Consider the following 23,235-nt stretch of genomic DNA (forward strand, 5'->3'; position numbering starts at 1 on the left):
CATGGATCACTTGTACCCACAAAACGGCACTTCACAATGCGTGAAGCACCGTTTTGTGGGTACAAGTATTTTTTTGCTTTTTGCCAATAGAGACGGAGGGGTCAGAAGGTACCAACGCTGAAACGTTAGACTGAAAGCGAACTTCTGGAGGCGGTACATTCTTCAATCCCATAAATCAGAAAGGTGTTTTCGGTAGCTTTTCTACTAGCATTTACTAGTAATTTTTTGCTAGTAGTTAAGCTGAATAGTTTTTCTCTGATCCCCTTGGCTCATTGTTATTTTGTCCGCTGTGATAGTGACATCAAAGGGTGGGATCTGATCAGAAAAGGCATTGCCTAAACACGCAACGAGCCATTCCTGTTGTCCGGCGAGAACGGTTTTGCTTACTTGAGGGATGACTGTTCGACTATAAAGTAGATTCGTGTTGGGTTCTGGCATCAAGAGGGTACCCTCTTGATGCGTTGGGAAGCTTTTGATACCGACACAGCCAACCGAGCTTTGATAAAAGGTGCCTTCTTTACTAGAAAGCGCAGCACCATCAGCTGGTGCTGCAAAGCTGCCATTGACCAGTTGCAACCTTCGATCCGTTTGAATCCGATGGTAACGCAGATGCCAAGGATACATCGGAATCACAAAGGTTTCGATGACGACCTGCTCGTAGGGGCGCCAGCGACTATAGACGTAGTCATCTTCAATCGCAAAGGCTTCGTAACCAAAAGCTGTTTTAAAATCCGTCTGCCCCTCTGAGATCGCCAATGTATTATCATAGGCACCTTGTTTCAATAAAACGGTTGCTTTCGGTACGCTAAACCCAAACGTTGTCGAATAGACAAATTTTTCGTATTTGGCATTCCCGTGAGCGTGTTCGTGGGAATGTTGCCCCGCAGTGAAAGCTTGCAATTCTGTCCCTTCTTGGTTATGCACCAAAAGCATGCGACTATGCGGATTGCGCACCTGTGTGGCAAAGGTTGGCACCTGCTCCTCAAGCGTCCAAAATTCAGCATCCGCTGGGATGGCCAATACACAGAAATTTTTGAAAGCCCAATAAGGCGATCCTGGTGCGTTATAGCCTTCAGCCATATTTAGGTTGGGATAGGCATAGCCAATACTTAAAAAGCCTTCTTGCGTAAAGATTGGTTGACGGAACCAGTAACGCATGTTTTGTAACAGTAAGTATTTTCCTTCATTTTTGGTGAAGCCTTCATATTCTATATCAGCAAAAGCACCGACAGCAAAGAAACTTGATTGCGCAAACCGATACGTTAGACTACGACCAAAAGGCAATGCCGCACCGGTTTTTGTGAACCACTGCTTAAAGGATTGCGCAAACGTAGCGGCTCTTTGACGGTAGCTAAACTGATACGGGCATTGGGAACGACAGGTAAGAACACTGTAAAGGAGTCCGTAGTATTGCATCCCAAAAGGAATATAATAGTCGATTTGGTTTTCATAGCCATCAAAATACCAGCCGTCTGCTAAGTAATACCTCTCGATCTCTTCTTGATCAGCCAAAAGGGTGGTTTCTACAAAAGGCAATGCTGCCATTTCAAAGAAGGTATTGACTAAAATCCGAAAGAAGAGCCAATTGGTTTTAGGGATCGTGTGCTGATTGATCTGATTGAGCCAATCAAAGAGATTCGTTTGCTCTCTTGGTGTGAGGCGATCCCAAAAGACGGGTTTGGTAAAAATCAAATAGCTAGCAAGGGCACCCATTTCCACAAACAATTGGTCGTAGTCATGCAGTTTTCCCCAGTATTCCTGAGAGGTCGGGGTGGTGCCTGCAACGATCCCGGCATTGGCTTGTTGAAAAAGTTTTGAGTAACGAAGACACGCTTCTTCTTGGCTGAACAATGGGCCCAATCCCCAGAGTGTCCGTAAAAAGCCTTCGATGTCACCCTTTTCCTGAGTGTACACCGCTCCTGAATTTCCTAGGTGGACCCTCCCGGGAGTTCCTTGTTGTGCCATACATTCGTATACGGGAGTGACCAGATCAACTAGGGCTTCTTCAAGATCGGTTTTGGTTCGAAGAGGGTTCTTACTTAATGCTTCTTGAAAGTTTCTCATGCAAACAGCTCCTTTTAGTTGTTATTTTACTTTATTTAGTAAAATAAAGAAATGGAAACTGTTACATTTCGTGATTTTAAGTAAAAAAATAGTAAAAAATCGCTGGAAACAGTTACATTTTTTTGTCGACATCGCTATAATGGAGAAAATACGAGAGGAGCTACATGCAATGTCCCAGATTTCCTTAACGATTTATGACCAAAAGCATCAAGTAAAAAAAGGCAAACGAACACCTGAAAGTGATCCTACCCTTCTGCAAGCGACGGCGGAAGACTTTGTCACGTTGGCATCCCAAGAGTATTGTTACGAGGACGGAGATAAAATCGTTGTCTCGCTCTCACGCAGTGGACAATTTGTGTGGGTCACACTCGATGAAACGCTGGCGACTACTTTGGTGTACATCAAAGGCAACGAGTGGATCTACCCCGTACATCTTAGTGAAAATGCCAAAGAAGCCGCGCCAGAAGGCCGTTTTGCTGGGAAAAGCCATTATTTGAGTGTGCGGGTAGCAACAAAAGAAGAACTAGCGGCTTACCGCAACGTCGCCTTAAACCCTCATGATCAAAAAGAATTCTTGGGTGCCTATCCGCATGCCCATGCCAATGTTGAAACAAGAGATGATGCGACGTTTTTCGCTTGTAACGCCATTGATGGTATTTTTGCCAATACGTCTCATGGCAATTATCCCTATGGCTCATGGGGGATCAATCAACAAGCAGATGCCGCTTTGACGATCGACTTTGGTCATGAGGTCCGCATCGACCAATGTGCGCTTACGTTACGGGCGGATTTTCCCCATGATAGCTATTGGCAACAAGTCACGTTGGCGTTTTCCGATGGGAGTCAAGAAATCTTGCAGACGGTCAAAAGCAGCCAGCCTCAACGGTTTTCTTTCCAGCCGCGAACGGTCACTTGGGTAAAATTGCATGAGCTGATCCAAAATGACGATCCCTCACCATTTCCAGCGTTGACCCAAATCGAAGTCTTCGGACGCTCTATTCAGGAGGAAAACGCGTGAATCCAGCAGATGTAAAAGAAGAAATTTTACAGGCGGCACAGGCTTACCTTGACACTGGTGAGATTCCCTATTTGCCTTATCAAGGTTATCAAGAGTATCTCGAATCGGGGAATCGTGTTGCCTTCGAATCCCATTATTTTGCCCGCCGACGGATGTTGGTGGTTTTAGGATTTGCTTATGAAATGGAGCGTAAGGCAGCGATCAAAGTGCTGCTGGAGCAAGTGGTTTGGGAAATCTGTAATGAATATACATGGTGTTTGCCAGCGCATCTGCCGATTGTCGATAGCCAGTTTTCTTCGCAAGCGCGCCACACAGTCGATCTTTTTGCAGCTGAAACTGGGCAATCCTTAGCAGAGTTGTTTATGTTGGTTGGGGGAGACCTTTCACCAGTCATCACAGAACGAGTGTTGTATGAGATCGATCAACGGCTTTTTTTACCCTTCGAGGAGCAAACCTGGGAGTGGGAGACAAAAGAGAACAATTGGTCCGCAGTCATTGGTGGCTGTCTTGGAATGACGGCGCTCTATGTATTGCCGAAAAAAAGCGAGCGACAATTGCGGATGATCAAACGATTGGATACTGCAATGCAAAGCTATCTCAACAGCTTTGGCGAAGATGGGGCTTGTGTGGAAGGTGTCGGTTACTGGGCGTATGGGTTTGGTTATTTTCTGTATTATGCACAATTGTTGGCAGAAGTATTGCAAGAAGATACCTACCTAAAGCAGCCTAAAACCAGAAAAATTGCCGCTTTTCCTTATTACACGATGATTTCTCCAGGGCATTACGTTCCTTTTTCTGATTATTCGGCGATCGAACTACCTAGTGGCTTGGTCAGTTATTGCTACGAGCATTTGGGCGTGGCGGTTCCCCAATTATCGGGGGTCAGTCCGTTAGATTTTGATCCTTGCTACCGGTTTGCCCACAGCTATCGAAACTTGTATTGGCATAACGAAGCGATCACACGAGAAACGAATGCCTCGTTTCATCACTATTTTGAACAAGCGCAGTGGTTCATGGCAAAAGATGTGCAGCAGAATCTCTTTTTTGCTGCCAAAGGGGGGAGCAATCAAGAAAGCCACAATCATCTCGATGTCGGTCATTTTGTATTAGGAACGACAGAGGAGTTGTTTCTGACGGACCTTGGTGCAGGGGAATACACCAAAGAGTATTTTGACGAGAACACGCGTTATCACTACTTTCCCGCAGCCGCAATCAGTCATTCGCTGCCGATCATCAACCAGCACACCCAACGCCCAACAGCCGAGGAAGCAACGGTGCTACAGGTCGATGACCAGCAATTTGACTTAGACCTCAGTGCGTTCTATCCGAAAGCAGCGGTCACTGGATACCAGCGGCGCTTCGTGGTCTCGCAGCAACAAGTAACGATCGAAGACCATTTTGTCTTTGACGAGCACCAACCAAAGAATCTGGTGGTGGAAAACTTTATTACGAACATACCACCAATGGTGCAAGATAAGACCGTTCAACTAATGACAAAAAAAGCACGCTGTGTTCTTGGTTTTACCAGTGATAAGATCCAAATACAGCCAGTCACTTATCAAGATCACCATGGTGTACAGGCACAAGCGTATTTGATTCAAGCCGAATACGCGCTTGAGCAGACAGGGGAAATCAAAACGACCATTAAAATAAAAAAAGGGTGAGAAGGATGCGGTGCTTCCTTGCAATGACATTGATCAATGCAAGAAGACACCGCAGCTTCTCAGCCTTCTTTTGGTTTTGCGGTAGATTGACGAATCACCAGCTGTGTACTTAAAAAGATGCGTCTGGCGATCCCAGGATTTTCGATGCGGTTATAGAGTAGCTCTAACCCCGTTTCACCCATCTCTTCAGTAAATGCTTGGACTGAAGAAAGGGGTGGAGAGACATAGCGGGACACCGAAATATCGTTGATGCCCATAACACTGATGTCTTCAGGAATCTTGATTCCATGAGCCGTTAACGTATGGATGACCCCGATCGCAAAGGCATCATTGGCTGCCAAAATCGCAGTCGGCAAGCGGTCTTGCCACAAAGCCAAAGCCTGCTCCGTTAATTCTTCCCCCGTTTGGACATCCAACCGACTATTTTCTTTCACGATGAAATAATCCTCATCAAACAGCTGATAATGCTGCATCATATCGACATAGGTGTTGACCGTTGGCGTTTTGTACCGCCGATACCCATACATATTTTGACTTTCCTCGGCGCCGATAAAGGCGATTTTTTGATGACCAAGTCCCATTAAGTGAGAAAGAGCCAACTCCGTTGCTTGCGTAAAATCGGTATTGACAGAATCGTAGTCATCCAGGGGAAAGTTACTGCCAATCACACAGAGGTTGGGGTGTAGCTCATGGAGTTTTTTGACCCGCTCTTCTGTAAACTTGCCGATCGCCAGTAAGCCGTCGACGGACTGGATCACTGACTCATCAAGGTTGGAGATTTTTAACAGATCACAACCCAGTTCGGCGGCTCGTTTTTCCACACCTAAACGAATCGACATATAGTAAATGTCTTCCAATTCTTCATCATCCATCCGCCACTGAACGATCCCGATCGATTTGTTGTGTTTTTTTGGTACATCCACTGGTAGTTCACGCTGCTTTTGCTTGTTTTTGTATTTCGTATAATTTAGTTTTTCAGCTGCCTCAAAAATCTTTCGTTTGGTTTCTTCGGTCACTGAAAGACTAGGATCGTAGTTCAGAACCCGTGATACGGTTGATATTGATACCTCAGCTATGGTCGCTATGTCGGTAATCGTAGCCATAGAATCCCTCCTCCAATGCTTCTCCTCTTCAGTATATTTCTTTTTAGTAAAAAAACCAAGAGAGAAATTGCTCTCAAGTAAAAATTTTACTTTTTTTAGGAAAAACTATTGATTATTTTCCTAAAAAAAAGTATGATTTGAAATGAAGAAAGCGTTTTAAAAATGAGGGTGGCATGAATGAAGTGGATTAATTCGTTATTTATCCTGGGGCTACTTATGGGGTTGACTGCTTGTTCTCCAAATGAAGCAACGCAGACGCAAGCATTTTCCCAAAGCAGCGAAAAGCAATTAAAAGAACGAGCGCTTTGTTATTCTGACGAAGATTTTTCGCAAGGTGTCGTCCCGTTGCATGAATTCGTGAAGCTATCTGGCACCATTGTAAAGAGTGATGCGAAAACAGCAGACATTGAGAAAGGGGATCGATTTATTCTAGAAACAGCGGCTGGACAGTACCAAGTATTCAATGAACAAAGTCAACAACTGAAACTGCAAGATGTGGTGACAATCTACGGAGAATATTATGGTTTTATTAAAGCGACATTGATTGAAAGGAAGGATGCGGATGCAATCACAGAAGCTGCAGCAATTGAAAAAGAATAAATTTGAAAGTTATGAAGATGTAGCAGCCGGCTTCAAAACGATCATGGATCAACTCAAACCCGCTTTTGCAAGCAGTCGTCCCGGTCATTTGGCTTTAGGCAGCCATGGGACTGTCTATGAGAAAGAGGTACAGGAACTTGAAGCGTTCTTGCGACCGCTTTGGGGACTCGCGCCTTATCTAACCCAGCAAGAAGATTCATTCATGGAAACCTATCTCTCAGGAATTATTGCGGGTACAGATCCAGAGAGTCGCGATTATTGGGGTGTTGTGGAAGACTTCGACCAACGAATCGTGGAAATGGCTTCGCTAAGTACCTTTTTACTATTAAACAAGGAAAAAACGTGGGATGTTTTATCCCAACGCCAAAAAGATAATCTCCATGCGTGGCTGATCCAAGTCAATCAACGAGAAATTCCCGCAAACAATTGGCATTTCTTTCGGGTTCTCGTCAATGTAGCCATGAAGCGTTGTGGCAGCAGCTTTTCCCAAGAAAAGATCGATGCTGACTTGGCATTGATCGAGACCTTTTATTTAGGGGAAGGATGGTACTGTGACGGAGTAGCCACTCAAATCGATTACTATGTATCTTTTGCGATCCACTACTATAGTCTTCTGTACTGTCGATTTGTCCCTGAGGATCTTGAAAGGGCAACGAAGTTCAAACAACGAGCCACCGATTTTGCTGGAACCTTCAAGCATTGGTTTGCAGCAGGTGGAGCTGCCGTTCCTTTTGGTCGAAGTTTGACGTATCGCTTTGCGCAAGTTTCTTTCTTCAGCGCATTGGTTTTTGCGGATGTTGAAGCATTGCCATGGGGAGAGATCAAAGGGTTGATCAGTCGTCACCTGCATCAGTGGATGCAGCAAGACGTTTTTACTTCCGAAGGGATACTGACGGTCGGCTATTCGTACCAGAATCTGATCTTTGCCGAAGGTTACAATGCACCAGGTTCACCTTATTGGGCGTTAAAAACCTTTCTTTTGTTAGCGGTACCAAAGGAGCATCCCTATTGGCAAGCCACCCCGACGCCATTAGTGATCACTGAAAGAACACTGGCTCATCCCATCAGTAAGAACTTTTATCAACACAATCAAGACTTGACGCATGCCTTGATGTTTCCTGCAGGACAATGTATCAACTATCAAAGTCATGCCAGCAGCAAGTATAGCAAATTTGTGTACTCAACGACGTTTGGCAATAGCGTGCCCAAGAGCAATTATTGGTTTTATGAAGGAAATTATGACAACACATTGGCTTTGTCAGAAGATGACCATTACTTTCGCACCAAAGGATTGGATCGCCAGTATCAGCTTTTACCTGATCGGATCATTCATGAATGGAATCCATGGGAAGACGTCCAGATAAAAACAACAATCATTCCACTGATAGGCAGTCACCTTCGCATTCACGAGATCAATTCTCAGCGCGCCCTTTCTTTCTATGAGGGTGGGTTTTCATCACCGAAAGAGGCAACTGCCATCACTGAAAAAACCGCAAGCAGCGCTGCGGTACGAACATCGATCGGCTATTCGAAAATCGAGGCAATCGCTGGCTATGAAACGAGCGATGTCATACGAACGGAGCCAAATACGAACCTCTTGTATCCTGCAACGTGGCTGCCGTATCTAACTGCTCAACGACAAGCGGGAAAGCACCTGTTCGTTTCCCTCGTCACCGGCTTGCTTCCACAAGAACAAGAACAAGCAGTGACCGTCGAAGTGACAACAAACAACATTACGATCAATCAATCCGGACATATGATCCAGGTTGAGCGAATAGGAGGAAAAAATGGAAACCAGCTATGACGTACAGCTATCACAATGGGTAGCCGAGCAAATCGACTTCACCGTTAATCAAGTAAGAAAGAATACTAAGACCTTTGACACGTTGGTCCCACCGGCAGCAAGTGAACAGCTTGTCTATCGACCAGAAGCCAACCATGATTGGACGGCGAGTTTTTGGACTGGCATGTTGTTTTTGAGTAAAGAACTGACGGGATCAACAGAATTTGATGAAACCATCGAAAAACAACTGCACTCTTTCCAAGAACGATTGGACCAAAGAATTGGACTAGAAACCCATGATATCGGGTTTTTGTATAGTTTGACTGCGATTGCCGACTATCGAGTGAACGGACGGGAAACTTCGAAAAAACTCGCGATTGCCGCCGCCGATCTATTGATGGCCCGTTACTCACCCAAAGCCCAGATCATTCAAGCGTGGGGCAATCTCGATGATCCGCAACAACGGGGGCGCATCATTATTGATTGCTTGATGAATTTGCCGCTATTGTATTTTGCTTCCCAAATGACGGGGGATGAATCCTACAAACAAGCAGCCTATGCTCATGCCAAGCAGACCCAGAAATACATCGTGCGAGACAACGCCACGACGTACCACACCTATTACTTCGACGTTGAAACTGGAGCGGCGATCGGCGGCAATACCCAACAAGGCTATGCCGATGATTCCTGCTGGGCGAGAGGGCAAGCGTGGGGAATCTACGGATTTACGCTGAGTTACCTTTACACCGGTGATACCAGTTTCTTGAAGACTGCTCAAGACCTTGCGGATTACTTTATTGCTGAATTACCGGCGGACAAGGTCAGTTATTGGGATTTAGTGTTTAACGATGGTAGTCAGGAAGAAAGGGATAGTTCGGCCGCCGCCATCGCAGTCTGTGGCTTGCTAGAACTGGCGAAACATTTACCGATCACGCAGCCAAACCAAGCCGCCTATCAGGAAAACGCCTTGGCGATCTTGGCGTCGTTAGCCCAAAACTATACAACGATCGACCATCCCGAATCAAACGGACTTTTGATGCATGGGGTTTATGACAAGAATTCCCTCAAAGGGGTCGATGAATGCATGATCTGGGGCGATTATTATTATATGGAAGCGCTGATGCGGGTGTCACAAAGTTGGTATTCCTATTGGTAGTTTTAGGGGCGACCCTTTAAAAAAATGTTTAATGGAGGAATGAACATGCACTTTTTGAAAAAAGGTTTATTAGCAGCAACGATGTTTGGGACAATCGCAGCCTTGGCAGCGTGTGGAGGCGGAGCGACAGATGATTCCGCTGCTTCTGAAGATGGCGACATCAAATTGACCGTAACCACTTGGAATTACGATACGACACCTGAATTCGAAAAACTATTCCGTGCCTTTGAAGAAGCGAATCCGGGCATTACCGTTGAACCTGTCGATATTGCTTCAGATGATTATGATACCAAACTGACGACGATGCTCTCTTCAGGAGATACGACAGATATTTTGACCATGAAAAATTTACTTTCTTACTCTAATTATGCGTTGCGGGACCAATTGGTGGATCTCACCGAACATATCGGATCATTGGATATTGCCCCAGCGCAAGAAAGTTATGACATGTATGACGTAGAAGGCAAAACCTATGCACAACCGTATCGGACGGATTTTTGGGTCTTGTATTATAACAAAAAAATGTTCGATGAAGCAGGCTTAGACTACCCATCAAACATCACCTGGGACGAATATGAGGAGCTTGCCAAGCAGCTAACAAAACCAGACGAACAAATTTATGGTGCGTATCAACACACGTGGCGTTCCACTACCCAAGCGATTGCAGCTGCCCAAAATGGCGCCAACTTGATCGATCCTCAATACGACTACTTGGAAGCGTACTATGATCGTGCATTGCGGATGCAAGACGAAAAAGCGCAAATGGACTTTGGGACAGCAAAATCAACGAAAGTTACGTATCAATCACAATTTGAAAATGAAAAAGCAGCCATGATGTACATGGGAACTTGGTATATGGGAGCGTTGATGACCAATATCGACGATGGCAAGACAGATGTTGAGTGGGGCATTGCGGAAATGCCGCAAAATGAAAAAGGGGAAGTAACGACATTTGGTTCTCCGACTGCTTTTGCCATCAATAAAAATTCAAAACATCAAGAAGCTGCGCAAAAGTTCTTAGACTTTTGTTCTGGTGAAGAAGGCGCCAAAGTATTAGCAGAAGTCGGTGTCGTTCCTTCGTATAAGACTGACGCCATTGATGAACTTTACTTCTCCCGTGAAGGCATGCCCGCCGATGAAGTATCGAAAAAAGCCTTTAATCCAGAAACCGTCGCGATCGAGTTTCCTGTCGATGAAAATGGACCAGCGATCGACAAAATCTTGCAAGAAGAACATGACTTGATTCTTGTAGGGGACGAAACACCAAAAGAAGGCATTGCGAATATGGAAAAAAGGGTGAAATCTGAAACCGAATAGTCCTAACGAGAGAAGGGACTTGGGCAAAAAAGTTCCTTCTCTTTATTAATGAAAGGGGGCCTGCTGGCAAGCAGCAGGAGACAAATATGGAAATAACCTCAAAATCAAAAGCAGCCAATAAGTTGAAACGCAAAAATACGCTAACCGCACTGTCTTTTATTGCACCGAACTTTATCGGCTTTTTCTTATTTACCTTAGTGCCCGTTGTGTTCTCATTGATTCTGGCTTTCATGGAATGGGATTCCTTTCGTTCGCCTGAATTTGTGGGAATGAAAAATTTCAGCAAAATGCTAGGGGACGACACCTTTTGGATCTCGTTAAAGAACACCTTTCTCTATACGATTGGCGTCGTTCCATTGACGTTAATATGTTCCTTAGGCTTAGCAATTTTATTGAATAAAAAAGTACGTGGAATGAAGTTTTTCCGTACTGCCTTCTTCTTTCCTTATGTCACCTCGTTAGTTGCGATCGCTGTCGTGTGGAACATGTTGTTTCACCCAACGATGGGACCAATCAATCAGTTTTTGAAATTTTTTATTGAAAATCCTCCTGGTTGGACCTCCAGCTCTGATTGGGCTTTGACGGCGATCATCATAGTCAGCGTCTGGCGTGGCATGGGGTATTACATGATCTTATACTTGGCAGGGTTACAAAGTGTGCCAAAGGAATTGTATGAAGCGGCTTCGATCGATGGCGCCAACAAGTGGCAGCAGTTTCGCAACGTGACGTTGCCGTCCTTGCGACCAACGACCTTCTTTGTTTCGATCATGTTGGTCATCAACTGTTTCAAGATCTTCGATTTGGTCCAAGTCATGACTGCCGGCGGACCCGGTCGAGCCACCAATGTCTTGGTGTATCAAATTTACAACGAAGCGTTTGTGAAATTTAATTTTGGTTACGCATCTGCGATCGCCATGGTCTTGTTTGTGATCGTTTTGGGCATCACGGTGATCCAGTTTAAGTGGAACCAAAGACAAGAACGGGTGTAAGGAGGGAGTACAGATGGAAAATACACTGAGTAAAAAGAATGTTCAAGCCAAACCAAAACAAAAAGCCAAGCTGTCGGTCGGCAGTGTCTCCTTGATTCTTTTATTAACATTTCTCGCGTTAGTGACACTGATCCCGTTTCTTTGGATGATCTCTGCTTCTTTTAAGACCAATAACGATGTTTTTAGCGTACCGATCCAATGGATTCCAAAAAGTTGGCACCCTGAAAACTATACGGTGATCTGGGATCGCATTCCTTTGCTGACTTTTTTCAAGAACACAGCATTTTTGAGCGTCATCATTACCTTGATCCAACTGTTTACCTCTAGCTTTGCGGCTTATGGGTTTTCGAAGATGCATTTCAAAGGACGCGACCTGTTGTTTCTGACATACATCGGTACGATTGCGATTCCTTGGCAATCCTATATGATTCCTCAGTTCATCATGATGCGCCAGTTCGGGCTGACAGACACGCTTTGGTCTTTGGTCCTCTTACAAGCCTTCAGTGCCTTTGGCGTCTTTTTGTTGAAACAATACTATAGTAGTATTCCTGATTCATTGTGTGAAAGTGCGCGGATCGACGGCTTGAGTGAGTGGGGGATCTATCGAAAAATCATTCTACCACTGACGAAGCCCGCTTTAGCGAGTCTGACCATCATCACCTTCGTCAATACATGGAACGATTATATGGGACCATTTATCTACCTCTCCTCAACCGAAAACAAAACCATTCAGTTAGGGTTGAAAATGTTTGTCGGCTTATATGATGCCGAGTACGCCCTGATCATGGCAGCATCTGTGGTCTCCATTTTGCCAGTGGCGATCGTCTTTTTAGCAATGCAAAAATACTTCGTAGAAGGAATCGCTACTTCGGGAATGAAAAATTGAGGTGATCAATCGTGCTTACCAAACCTACCTTTGAAAACAATCTTTACATGCGGATCTTCCGCTGGCTATATATTGGCTTTGCCCTGAATATCAGTTTTTGGGTCGTGAATACACCCTACACCCTCACGGCAATGTTCTTGGCAGTCGATCCTAGAAACCTCCTTTGGTTTGCATTGGCACTCTTGCTGATTGGGCCAAGCATGATCAGCCTCCTGGCTGCGATCGATCGCTTTGCAGAACACAAAGACATCGATCCAGTAAAAGATTTCTGCTACTTTTTACGAACCTTTGCCGTGCGCGGGTTTCTCTATTGGCTCATCGGCTGGCTGGGAAGTGTCATTGCGATCGTGGATATTCTGTTTGCGGTTCAATTTGAAAGTGGCAAATGGCTCGTTCCTTTCTTTCTTTTGTTAGGGATGCTTTCCATAGCTCTAAGTATCAACGCTTGGTACTTCCAAGTGCGTAATCCAAAAGCCGCTAAGAAAGATGTCCTGCGTACCGCACTTTTCTTCACTTTGAAAAAATGGCCTGTTAGTTTGTTAGCAACCTGTTTGTTTGTTGCCGTTTTTGTCGCCTTGATTTTGAAGCCGCAATTTGGCTTTACTCTTTTTCCAGTCCTTTTTTTCGGACTCCTTTATTTAAACTTACGGGAATTTCAGATAAAATAGAAAGAAAATCGTCTACGAATAAAGGAGACGACTTTTTTTAGGAGAAAGGAGGGCTTGAAGATGGCAGAAACAGTCACACTTCAACCGATTACCGAAGAAATGCTTGCTGAACTTTGGTCGATCAGCTATGGACCTAAGGCAGATTTAGAATGGAAAAAATGGGACGGACCGTATTTTCAAGACCCCGTGTTGACGTGGGAAGAATTTCGAACGGGGTTTGGCGCTAGCTGTATCGACAACCCGTTACGTAAAGCGATTAGCTATCAAGGAAGAATCGTGGGGATCGCGACCGCTTATTGGGAAGACAATACCTTGCAGCAGTGGTTGGAATTCGGGATAGCCATCTATGATGCTTCCCTTTGGAATCAAGGGATTGGCAGCCAAGCAATTCGCCAGTGGATCAATGAGTTGTTTGAATCACAGCCTCATATCCAGCGTGTCGGTTATACCACGTGGTCGGGCAATCACCGCATGATGAAACTAGGAGAAAAGCTAGGGATGACCAAAGAAGCCCAGATCCGCAAAGTCCGTTTCTGGGAAGGCACCTATTATGATTCCATCAAGTATGGCATCTTGCGAGAAGAATGGGCACAGCAAAAGTGAAGGTAGGGGATACGAGATTTTTTCGTGTCCTCTTTTGTTGTTGATGATTGATCAGATGCATTTTGCGTATAGTAAAGTACCTAGTAAAAAAGGGGCTGATCTCCTAGCTGTATTTTGTAATTACAGTAATTACGTGGTGAAATAGACTATATATGTTATGAAGGAAAGGTGATTGTTTTGGATACAGTGAAAACAAGAAAGCAAGGAAATGCGGTAATGGTCACGCTAGCAAGTAAGTTTGAGATTCCTGCTGGTAAGACCTACTTTATCAGCAAAGAAAACGATGGTACGATTTCCTTGATTCCTAAGATCGATGATTATTTTTTAGCTGCGAAAGAGAAAGAATTTGTTGATGAAGAAGATATGCTAGCTGCTGATTTTATTGTTGAAGGCAGGCAGCTTGATGAATAGGCTCGAACAAGGGACTCTTGTATTTATTGATTTTGATCCCTCGAAAGGGAGTGAAATCAAAAAGCGCAGGCCTGCTTTAGTCATCAGCAGGGATGAGTACAGTTACACCTCAAATTTGATCATTGTTTGTCCAATAACGAGTACAGATAGGAAGCGTCCTTACTTTGTCGATATTCAACACGACAAATTGAAACCTGGGAGTAAAGTAAATACAAAGCAAGTTTATACGCTAGATTATTCCGAGCGTGACGGTAGAAAGATTGAAATTTTAGGGAAACTATCAAAAAAAGAACTGATTAATGTTGCACAGCATTTTATGATGAACTTTAATTTTCCATTATAGTTAAAAAAACAGCAGGATGGAAAAAGTGAAGGACCCTCACAAAAAACGAGTGAGGGTCCTTCACTTTGATTTCCTAAGAATACAAGGTTTCAACAATAGAGAAAAGAAGATAGTGGAAAGATAAAAGTAAAATTTCAAAAATAGTCGACTTTCTGAACAATAACCATGTACTATCTCTATGTAATACTTTATAATAATTCCAATGTACAGATTAGAAATATTTTAAAAAAGTCGGGAATAGCGTTTGAAGTTCATTCTCAATTAGTCTAAAATAGTGAGAAAGAAAAGATACTGGAGGGAAAGAAATGTCAGTTTTAGAAATCAAAAATCTACACGTCCAAATCGAAGATAAAAAGATCTTAAAAGGCGTTGACTTAGTGTTAAAAACTGGAGAGATCCATGCCATCATGGGACCAAACGGTACAGGGAAATCAACCTTGTCCGCTGCCATCATGGGCAACCCGAATTATGAAGTGACAGAAGGAGAAATTTTGTTCGACGGCGAAAACGTCTTGGAAATGGAAGTGGATGAGCGAGCTCGTTTAGGTCTGTTCTTGGCGATGCAATACCCAAGTGAAATTCCAGGCATCACCAATGCAGAATTCATGCGGGCAGCGATCAATGCCAAACGTGATGAAGACGACAAAATCTCTGTCATGGATTTTTTGAAAAAATTAGATAAAAAAATGGATTTATTGAATATGCCAGAAGAAATGGCGGAACGCTATCTGAATGAAGGCTTCTCTGGTGGAGAAAAGAAACGAAATGAAATCTTACAATTGTTGATGCTAGAGCCAACCTTTGCGATTTTGGATGAGATCGACTCTGGTCTAGATATTGATGCCTTGAAAGTCGTAGCAAAAGGCGTCAATGAAATGCGCGGCGAAGGCTTTGGCGCTTTGATCATCACCCATTACCAACGTCTGTTAAACTACATCACACCAGACGTGGTTCATATCATGATGGAAGGCCGTGTTGTGATGACCGGTTCGGCAGATTTAGCCAAACGCCTAGAAGCAGAAGGCTATGCTGGGATCAGTAAAGAGTTAGGGATCGACTACAAAGAAGAAGAAGCGTAAGGAGGCAAGGTAAATGGCAAAATTACAGGATTATCTTGAACAAGTCAACGTTTTTTCAGCGTTAAAAGAAGAGCCTGAATGGATGTTGGAATTACGCCAAGCAGCCCTTGCGAAAGTGGATGAACTTGCGTTTCCAAAAATCGAGCGGGTGCGTTACGAGCGTTGGCCTTTGTTCAATATTGACGAACAAGCACTTGCTGGTGAGTACGCTTTGTCAGAAGAAGAAGTGGCAGGCGCAGTTCCCGCCTTTGACGCGATGGATAACCATCCGACCCTCGTTCAGTTTGATGACACCACCATCTTTGAGCAATTACCGCAAGAGCTGATTGACAAAGGCGTGATCTTCACCGACTTGTTTACAGCAATGAAAGAAGTACCAGAGTTGGTCAATCAATACTACATGACCAAAGCAGTGCCAATGGACGAAGACAAAATGACCGCAGCACATGCGGCGTTTATGAATAGCGGCATGTTCTTGTATGTACCAAAAAACGTGGTGATCGAAGAACCCCTTGAAGCGATTTTCTATCACAATGGCAATAGCCAAGCGCATTTCTTCAAACACATTTTGATCGTTGCCGATGAACACAGTGAGTTCAGCTACTTGGAACGTTTCCAAACCAAAGGCGACCAAGCGAAAAAACTGTCAGGCAATATCGTAGTGGAAGTAATTGCCAAAGCAGGCGCGAAGGTCAAATTCTCTGCGATTGATCAGTTAGGAGTCAACATCACTACGTACATGAATCGTCGCGGCTACGTATTACGAGATGCGATGGTAGATTGGGCAATTGGAGTCATGAATGACGGCGACGTCGTGGCAGACTTTGATTCTGATCTTGTAGGTGAAGGCGCGCATTCGGAAGTCAAAGCGGTCGCAATCAGTGCTGGGCGTCAAACACAAGGAATAGACACTCGCGTCACCAATAAAGCACCGCATTCTATTGGTCATATCCTGCAACACGGCGTTATCAGAGAACGCGGCGTCTTAACCTTTAACGGTATCGGACACATTTTAAAAGGAGCCAAAGGAGCGGACGCGCAACAAGAAAGCCGAGTCTTAATGCTTTCTGACCAGGCTCGTGGCGATGCTAACCCAATCCTTTTGATCGATGAGCACGAAGTAACAGCCGGACACGCAGCCAGTGTGGGACGGGTCGATCCAGAAGAAATGTACTACTTGATGAGTCGTGGGTTGCGCAAAGAAGAAGCGGAACGTTTGGTAATTCGTGGTTTCTTAGGCTCCGTCTTGACCGCGATCCCAGTCAAAGAAGTGCAACAAGAATTGGTTGCCGTTATCGAAGGGAAGTTGCTCGCATGATCGATGCCCAAAAAGTGAAACAAGCGTTTCCCATCTTGGATCAGCTCGTAAATGACGAACTATTGATCTACCTCGACAATGCCGCCACTACGCAAAAACCAGAGGCGGTGCTGCAGGCGATCACCGATTATTACCATCAAGACAATGCCAACGTTCATCGTGGGGTCCATACACTCGCAGAACGGGCGACCCATTCCTATGAAGGCGCACGGGAAAAAGTGCGCTGCTTTATCCATGCGAATGAAACGGCGGAAGTGCTGTTTACTCGAGGAACGACCACTGGTTTAAATTGGGTCTCCCGCAGCTACGGCGACCGTTTTGTCAATGAAGGCGATGAGATCGTGATTTCCTATATGGAACATCATTCCAATATCATTCCTTGGCAACAATTAGCAGCCCGAAAAAAAGCTACCTTGAAATATATCCAGTTGACACCAGAAGGCACTTTGGACATGGAAGATGCCAAGAAACAGATCACAGACAAAACCGCCATCGTTTCGATCGCTCACGTTTCCAATGTTTTAGGCGTGATCAATCCGATTGCAGAGCTAACCAAATTGGCGCATCAGCACCAAGCCGTCATGGTGGTGGATGGTGCTCAGGCTGTTCCACATATGGCAGTTGATGTCCAAGCACTGGATTGTGATTTCTATGCCTTTTCTGGCCATAAAATGTGCGGACCAACTGGCATCGGTGTCTTATACGGCAAACGGCAATGGCTGGATCAAATGGAGCCCGTCGAATTTGGCGGTGAAATGATCGATTTTGTCCATCTGCAAGAAAGCACGTGGAAAGAACTGCCGTGGAAATTTGAAGCGGGCACACCAAATATTGCCGGCGCGATCGGCTTAGGTGCAGCGGTCGATTACTTAACAGAAATCGGCTTAGAAAACATCCACGCCCATGAAGCAGACTTAGCTGCTTACGTTTTGCCAAAACTGCAAGCCATTGAAGGCTTGACCATCTATGGCCCCCAAGAAGCAGCAAAACGCACGGGAGTGATCGCCTTTAATCTAGCTGGTATCCATCCTCATGATGTTGCTACTGCTTTAGACATGGAAGGCATCGCGGTACGGGCAGGTCATCATTGTGCCCAACCCCTCTTGACCTATTTGCAAGTCCCAGCGACTGCACGGGCCAGCTTTTACCTGTATAATACAAGAGAGGACGCCGATCGACTGGTTGACGCCATCAAGCTGACGAAGGAGTTTTTCCAACATGGCACTAACGAAATTAGATAATTTGTATCGACAAGTCATTCTGGATCATTCTAGCCACCCACATCATCGGGGCACCTTGGATGATTCAACGTACAAAGTCGAATTGAATAATCCTACCTGCGGCGACGTGATCCACTTGGAGCTCGCTGTCGAAGGAGACACCATCAAAGACATCGCCTTTACTGGCGAAGGCTGTTCCATCAGTACCGCCAGTGCATCCATGATGGGGGATGCGATTATCGGTAAGACACTAGCCGAAGCTGGTGAACTTTCAGGCTTGTTTTCTGAGCTCGTCCAAGGAAACGACATTCCCCAAAGCGATCGCTTAGGCGATGCTTCCATGCTTGGGGGTGTGGCGAAGTTTCCTGCACGCATCAAGTGTGCGACCTTAGCTTGGAAAGCATTAGAAAAAGCCATTGCTGCCGACAGTACACAAGCATCTGTCAGTCACAGCCACGCCAATGAATCTGACACTGAAGAAACCAGCGAATAGACAACCGCACTACAAAAGGAGTGAGAACCATGGGTGTACCCGAATTAGAAGAATATAAATTTGGCTTCCACGATGACGTGCAGCCTGTTTTTAGTACCGGCGAAGGATTGACCGAAGACATCGTCCGTGAAATCTCACGGGTCAAGCAAGAGCCAGAATGGATGCTTGAGTTCCGCTTGAAGTCTCTTGAAGCCTTCAACAAGATGCCCATGCAAAACTGGGGCCCAGACCTGTCTGACATCGATTTTGATGCCATCAAATATTACCAAAAACCAAGTGATCGTCCTGCCCGTGATTGGGATGACGTACCAGAAAAAATTAAAGAGACCTTTGAGCGCATTGGTATTCCAGAAGCCGAGCGGGCATACCTGGCCGGCGCTTCTGCCCAATACGAATCAGAAGTCGTTTACCACAACATGAAAGAAGAGTTTGAAAAACTTGGCATCGTCTTTACCGATACCGATTCAGCCTTGAAGGAATACCCTGAGCTGTTCAAACAGTACTTTTCAAAATTAGTCCCACCAACCGATAACAAGCTTGCTGCTTTAAACTCAGCCGTTTGGTCAGGTGGTACCTTTATCTATGTACCAAAAGGCGTTCGTGTCGATGTGCCATTACAAACCTATTTCCGAATCAATGCCGAAAATACCGGTCAGTTCGAACGCACATTGATCATCGTTGACGAAGGCGCCAGCGTCCATTATGTTGAAGGCTGTACCGCCCCAACCTATTCAAGCAATAGTTTGCACGCAGCCATCGTTGAAATTTTTACCCTAAAAGACGCTTATTGCCGCTACACCACCATTCAAAACTGGTCAGACAACGTCTACAACCTAGTAACCAAACGGGCCAAAGCCTTAGAAGGTGCTACCGTTGAATGGATCGATGGCAACCTAGGTGCCAAAACAACCATGAAATACCCAAGTGTGTATCTTGATGGCAAAGGCGCACGAGGCACGATGCTTTCCATTGCCTTTGCAGGTGCCAACCAAATCCAAGATACTGGTGCAAAAATGATCCATAATGCACCAAACACCTCCAGCTCCATCGTCTCAAAATCAATTTCTAAAGACGGCGGTGCAGTAAACTACCGTGGACAAGTCACCTTCGGCAAGAAGAGCGCAGGCTCTATCTCCCATATCGAGTGTGACACTATCATCATGGATGACCTATCGAAATCCGATACCATCCCATTCAATGAGATCCACAACAGCCAGGTGTCCCTAGAACACGAAGCCAAAGTCTCCAAAATCTCAGAAGAACAACTGTACTACCTAATGAGCCGCGGTCTCTCCGAAAGCGAAGCAACCGAAATGATCGTCATGGGATTCGTCGAACCATTCACCAAAGAATTACCGATGGAATACGCAGTCGAATTGAACCGGTTGATTAGTTATGAGATGGAAGGGTCTGTGGGGTAAACCTATTATATGAGCTAGAACCCTTGATGTATAAGGATTCTAGCTTTTTTGTTTTGTCTTGATAGTAGAAATGACCAGTTTTTTTACTGATTATCCATCATATCAGCAAAGTCTTGACCAGTTTTCTTAGGGGCGTTGTTTGTAATGTGTGCATAGATGTCTAATGTCACTTTACTATTTTCATGCCCTAATCGTTGTTGAACTATCTTGACAGAGTCTCCAGCTTCTAATAACAAACTAGGATGGGAATGTCTGAGTCCATGAGGCGTAATGTGAGGTAAGATATACTTTTTCAAAATATATCTTAACCAATCATTCACTGTATTTGGAATGTATGGAGAGTTTTTAAGTGTTGTAAAAAAAATTGCTCTTAGTGACATCTGGCAGTCTTAGTTTTGTAAAAGAGAGCTCTGTCAGTAATTCTTCAACAGAAGATAAGATAGTTGATGAAATGTTATGGAATACTGATAAGGATAAAAAGCTTAATGACTTTATGAATACTTGGGGGGCAAACCATGAATCAGACGTATAAACAATACAGTCCGATTAATAATGTTGATTTATACGGTTTACAACTCTCTGACTCGGTTCTGAATAACAATAAGTGGCAGGCGGCTATTGGTAATACGCCAATAGTTTTAAACTGGTCAGAAAGTGGTGAAGAAGAATCAGGTTATTCTTTAGTAGCTGTTTATTCGGATGCAGAGGCACAAGATCATTTATCGAAGCATGTTTATTTCTTTACCATTAATTCAGGAGCACCCAAAGTGTTAATAACTAGCCAGAATCAAGGGAATCCGAATAATTATTTATACTTTAAAGAAACAGAGAATAAAGAGCTTAGAGATGGTTTTAATAATATTGTGAATAGTAGTGTAACTCTTGATGATGCTAAATCAAATTTTACCAAAGATGAACAACTCAGCTACTTCATCAGCAACTATGGTCAATTACCTTATAAAGGCTATCTAACGACTGAAAATGATGGCAATGGTACAAGGATTACTTATGATGTTGATGAGTCTATTCCAAATGATCAGCAAGCTATATCAGAAGCAATTGAACATCTGAAAGCAATTAGCCTATCTGTTCAGCAGAAGGTAGGAGAAGGGATAACAGTAAGCTTAAAAGAGCCGCTGGAAACGGAGTACACTCTTACTCTGATTGATGGACAACCAACTTAAGCTAATCATATTTTCGGTAGAATCATACAAGGAACTGAATAGGACAGAGAACCCCACCCCGTTGTTTTGTGACCGTACTAAGGGTACCCTTTAAATGAGCTACAGTGCTCACTTGGGGTACTCTTTTTTTGACTTTTGCAAAAGGTTAATTAGTTTTGATATATGAAACGAAATGAAATAAAGCTTTATAAACATTGATATACAAGGGTTTCCATATTTCATATGTAAATGAAATGAAAAATAATTTTTGGCTGAAAATCCTTGAAAAGTACTACATAGTTGTGGGAGTTATTGCAGATGAAACAGACCTACAAATATTACATATTAAATTGAAGTATTGTGAAAATGTGGATAAATGTATACAAATATTGATATAATAGAAAAAAAGTGTATTTTATTGATTGGGGAGTTAGTGTATGGGATATTGCGTATTCAAGCTGAATTTACAACCAGATGTTTTAAGTATGTATGAAAACAAAAATGAGTTAGATTACTTGATTCTTCAAGAAATTCCTAATGTTTTAGAAAACATCTCCGAAATAACACAGTCTGGTCATTTTTTTGAAATAAGAGTGGAGAGTCAATCTTCACAAGATTTCACTAAATTGTTTGAAAAATTAGAGAAACTGACTTTTAAATTACTTGATGAATATAACGAAGTATTACATCATTATAGAGAAAAAGAAGAAGTGTTATACCTAAAAAAATTTTTGAAGTTAAATGAAGAATGTATGGATTTAAGAAGAGATATAGAGCATAGGTATACAGGTATAAGAAAAGCATTTGATACTATTTCGGACGAAAGGGTAGATGAAATATATTCTATAGAAAGTGATAATCAAGTTGGCACGGGGATAACCCATATAAGAAAGTTTTTTAAGATAAAAGAATTTTTGTCAACAGACAGAGGAAAGAACTCTCTCAAACCGCTGGATTTAATTTCTTATTACAATTCCCAGACCGAGCATATACTTGTTGAAACAGATGATATTGAGTTGGCAAATAATTATATAGATGCACTGGAAGAATTAATTAATACATCAAAAGATATCACGCCTCGTATAGGAAAAGTCAATATAAATCCTATATATGAGAGTATCCAATTAGAAGGTGAATATACTGAAATTAGCTATACTTTAGTTTATCCTAATGGAAATCCTCCTTTAGAGAGACACAGTATATTACAGGAATCTCAGGCTAAAGAAATTCATTCAAAATTAATAGGCACGGATGGACAGCCTTTAAAAAAAGATCCCATAAAGGAAATGTTAGAAGGAGAAGCAAAAAAGGGGTACTTAAAACAATTTAAAGCAAAAGGAAAAGATTTTGTTACTAAAATTCGAATCTTAAAAAATAAAGAATCCGATGTTTGAGAGAGGTTTGGATAATGAAAAAAAACTTTTATAATAACCCGATTAAATTAGTGTGGATAGCTCGTGGAAGTCTATTGCCGAATTATTTATTATTAATTTGGGTACTAATTGTTATATTTTTGAGTTTAGGAACTTTTGTGTTTAATTATGTAGATTTTTCTAGTTTCTATATAGATAAGTATTTTAGTGCTTCGACAACGGGACTCACATTTACTTTAGCTCTTTTTACTGCAGAAAAAAATGTTTTTAAAGTAGATGAACTAAAAAAGTTTGCAGATTATTTAGATGAGGAGGGGAAAAATCAGGGGAAACCACTATTAGATTTTTTAGCGCCATTTGTATTTACTTCCTTAATTTTTTTAATCACTGGAACTTTATCTTTAATTGTTCCATTTATTAAGTTAGATGTTTCTGAAGTTGTTGCTAAAGGATTAATACAGATTTATTTAAATGTTTTATTGTTAGGATTATTCGGTTTATTTAATTTAGTTGTTACTATGTTAAATGACATTTATCATGCTGTTTCAAGATGAGAATAGGAG

At 43.2% G+C, this 23,235-nt stretch carries 22 protein-coding genes and 1 pseudogene; 20 read left to right on the forward strand and 3 right to left on the reverse strand.

The annotated features are described in order from the left end of the window. Window positions 1-228: 228 nt before the first annotated feature. On the reverse strand, window positions 229-2,064 hold the full coding sequence (locus tag IGI84_RS02520; RefSeq protein ID WP_325907450.1) for a DUF2264 domain-containing protein: 1,836 nt from the start codon (window positions 2,062-2,064) through the stop codon (window positions 229-231). Between the two features lie 169 nt (window positions 2,065-2,233). Between IGI84_RS02520 and IGI84_RS02525 the strand changes: the two genes are divergently transcribed. After that, window positions 2,234-3,082 (forward strand): hypothetical protein, encoded by an 849-nt coding sequence (locus IGI84_RS02525; RefSeq protein ID WP_430600689.1) that lies wholly within the window; start codon window positions 2,234-2,236, stop codon window positions 3,080-3,082. Then, on the forward strand, window positions 3,079-4,746 hold the full coding sequence (locus IGI84_RS02530) for a hypothetical protein (RefSeq protein WP_430600691.1): 1,668 nt from the start codon (window positions 3,079-3,081) through the stop codon (window positions 4,744-4,746). The genes IGI84_RS02525 and IGI84_RS02530 overlap by 4 nt, the downstream gene beginning before the upstream one ends. Before the next feature lie 59 nt (window positions 4,747-4,805). Here IGI84_RS02530 and IGI84_RS02535 read toward each other — a convergent pair whose 3' ends face one another. Beyond that, window positions 4,806-5,849 carry a LacI family DNA-binding transcriptional regulator gene (locus tag IGI84_RS02535; RefSeq protein WP_005232137.1) on the reverse strand — a complete coding sequence of 348 codons (1,044 nt, stop codon included), beginning with the start codon at window positions 5,847-5,849 and terminating at the stop codon, window positions 4,806-4,808. 177 nt (window positions 5,850-6,026) lie between these two features. Here IGI84_RS02535 and IGI84_RS02540 point away from each other — a divergent pair, with 177 nt between their 5' ends. The 15 genes from IGI84_RS02540 to sufB all read left to right on the forward strand — a co-directional run bounded on the left by IGI84_RS02540 (window position 6,027) and on the right by sufB (window position 20,136). Then, window positions 6,027-6,449, forward strand: a complete 423-nt coding sequence (locus tag IGI84_RS02540; RefSeq protein ID WP_325907447.1) for a hypothetical protein — start codon at window positions 6,027-6,029, stop codon at window positions 6,447-6,449. Next, window positions 6,412-8,253, forward strand: coding sequence for a DUF2264 domain-containing protein (locus IGI84_RS02545; protein WP_325907446.1), 1,842 nt, complete (start codon window positions 6,412-6,414; stop codon window positions 8,251-8,253). Before IGI84_RS02540 ends, IGI84_RS02545 begins: the two co-directional genes overlap by 38 nt. Then, on the forward strand, window positions 8,237-9,388 hold the full coding sequence (locus IGI84_RS02550; protein ID WP_087626862.1) for a glycoside hydrolase family 88 protein: 1,152 nt from the start codon (window positions 8,237-8,239) through the stop codon (window positions 9,386-9,388). Before IGI84_RS02545 ends, IGI84_RS02550 begins: the two co-directional genes overlap by 17 nt. Window positions 9,389-9,433: 45 nt before the next feature. Continuing rightward, window positions 9,434-10,705, forward strand: a complete 1,272-nt coding sequence (locus tag IGI84_RS02555) for an ABC transporter substrate-binding protein (RefSeq protein WP_325907445.1) — start codon at window positions 9,434-9,436, stop codon at window positions 10,703-10,705. 86 nt (window positions 10,706-10,791) lie between these two features. After that, window positions 10,792-11,694, forward strand: a complete 903-nt coding sequence (locus IGI84_RS02560; RefSeq protein ID WP_325907444.1) for a carbohydrate ABC transporter permease — start codon at window positions 10,792-10,794, stop codon at window positions 11,692-11,694. A gap of 13 nt (window positions 11,695-11,707) precedes the next feature. Then, window positions 11,708-12,580: a carbohydrate ABC transporter permease gene (locus IGI84_RS02565; RefSeq protein WP_005232123.1), complete on the forward strand. Its 873-nt coding sequence runs from the start codon at window positions 11,708-11,710 to the stop codon at window positions 12,578-12,580. 11 nt (window positions 12,581-12,591) lie between these two features. Continuing rightward, window positions 12,592-13,248, forward strand: coding sequence for a DUF624 domain-containing protein (locus IGI84_RS02570; RefSeq protein WP_430600692.1), 657 nt, complete (start codon window positions 12,592-12,594; stop codon window positions 13,246-13,248). Between the two features lie 60 nt (window positions 13,249-13,308). Beyond that, complete coding sequence (locus IGI84_RS02575; protein ID WP_008376042.1) at window positions 13,309-13,851, forward strand: GNAT family N-acetyltransferase; 543 nt, start codon at window positions 13,309-13,311, stop codon at window positions 13,849-13,851. A 186-nt stretch (window positions 13,852-14,037) separates the two neighbouring features. Next, complete coding sequence (mazE, locus tag IGI84_RS02580; protein WP_371860490.1) at window positions 14,038-14,262, forward strand: type II toxin-antitoxin system PemI/MazE family antitoxin; 225 nt, start codon at window positions 14,038-14,040, stop codon at window positions 14,260-14,262. Continuing rightward, window positions 14,255-14,605, forward strand: a complete 351-nt coding sequence (locus IGI84_RS02585) for a type II toxin-antitoxin system PemK/MazF family toxin (protein ID WP_016611353.1) — start codon at window positions 14,255-14,257, stop codon at window positions 14,603-14,605. Before mazE ends, IGI84_RS02585 begins: the two co-directional genes overlap by 8 nt. Before the next feature lie 305 nt (window positions 14,606-14,910). Next, window positions 14,911-15,684 carry a Fe-S cluster assembly ATPase SufC gene (sufC, locus tag IGI84_RS02590; RefSeq protein WP_201705721.1) on the forward strand — a complete coding sequence of 258 codons (774 nt, stop codon included), beginning with the start codon at window positions 14,911-14,913 and terminating at the stop codon, window positions 15,682-15,684. 13 nt (window positions 15,685-15,697) lie between these two features. Next, a complete protein-coding gene (gene sufD, locus IGI84_RS02595; RefSeq protein ID WP_016619703.1) occupies window positions 15,698-17,002 on the forward strand; it encodes a Fe-S cluster assembly protein SufD in 1,305 nt (434 codons plus the stop codon). Next, window positions 16,999-18,243: a cysteine desulfurase gene (locus tag IGI84_RS02600; RefSeq protein WP_368256538.1), complete on the forward strand. Its 1,245-nt coding sequence runs from the start codon at window positions 16,999-17,001 to the stop codon at window positions 18,241-18,243. The genes sufD and IGI84_RS02600 overlap by 4 nt, the downstream gene beginning before the upstream one ends. Then, the gene (gene sufU / locus IGI84_RS02605; RefSeq protein ID WP_005232105.1) at window positions 18,221-18,715 is read left to right on the forward strand and encodes a Fe-S cluster assembly sulfur transfer protein SufU; all 495 of its coding nucleotides are present in this window, start codon (window positions 18,221-18,223) and stop codon (window positions 18,713-18,715) included. The genes IGI84_RS02600 and sufU overlap by 23 nt, the downstream gene beginning before the upstream one ends. Window positions 18,716-18,744: 29 nt before the next feature. After that, a complete protein-coding gene (sufB, locus tag IGI84_RS02610; protein WP_005232103.1) occupies window positions 18,745-20,136 on the forward strand; it encodes a Fe-S cluster assembly protein SufB in 1,392 nt (463 codons plus the stop codon). A gap of 83 nt (window positions 20,137-20,219) precedes the next feature. Here sufB and IGI84_RS02615 read toward each other — a convergent pair. Then, a pseudogene (locus IGI84_RS02615) lies at window positions 20,220-20,495 on the reverse strand (tyrosine-type recombinase/integrase); the annotation flags it as partial. Between the two features lie 156 nt (window positions 20,496-20,651). Between IGI84_RS02615 and IGI84_RS02620 the strand changes: the two are divergent. From IGI84_RS02620 to IGI84_RS02630, 3 genes are all read left to right on the forward strand, one after another. Further along, window positions 20,652-21,320 (forward strand): DUF4767 domain-containing protein, encoded by a 669-nt coding sequence (locus IGI84_RS02620; RefSeq protein ID WP_008376027.1) that lies wholly within the window; start codon window positions 20,652-20,654, stop codon window positions 21,318-21,320. A gap of 416 nt (window positions 21,321-21,736) precedes the next feature. After that, window positions 21,737-22,693: a hypothetical protein gene (locus IGI84_RS02625; protein ID WP_430600693.1), complete on the forward strand. Its 957-nt coding sequence runs from the start codon at window positions 21,737-21,739 to the stop codon at window positions 22,691-22,693. Between the two features lie 14 nt (window positions 22,694-22,707). After that, on the forward strand, window positions 22,708-23,226 hold the full coding sequence (locus tag IGI84_RS02630) for a hypothetical protein (protein ID WP_430600694.1): 519 nt from the start codon (window positions 22,708-22,710) through the stop codon (window positions 23,224-23,226). Window positions 23,227-23,235: the final 9 nt, after the last annotated feature.

The organism is Enterococcus sp. DIV0008 (assembly GCF_050542615.1).
Lineage (GTDB): Bacteria > Bacillota > Bacilli > Lactobacillales > Enterococcaceae > Enterococcus_D > Enterococcus_D innesii.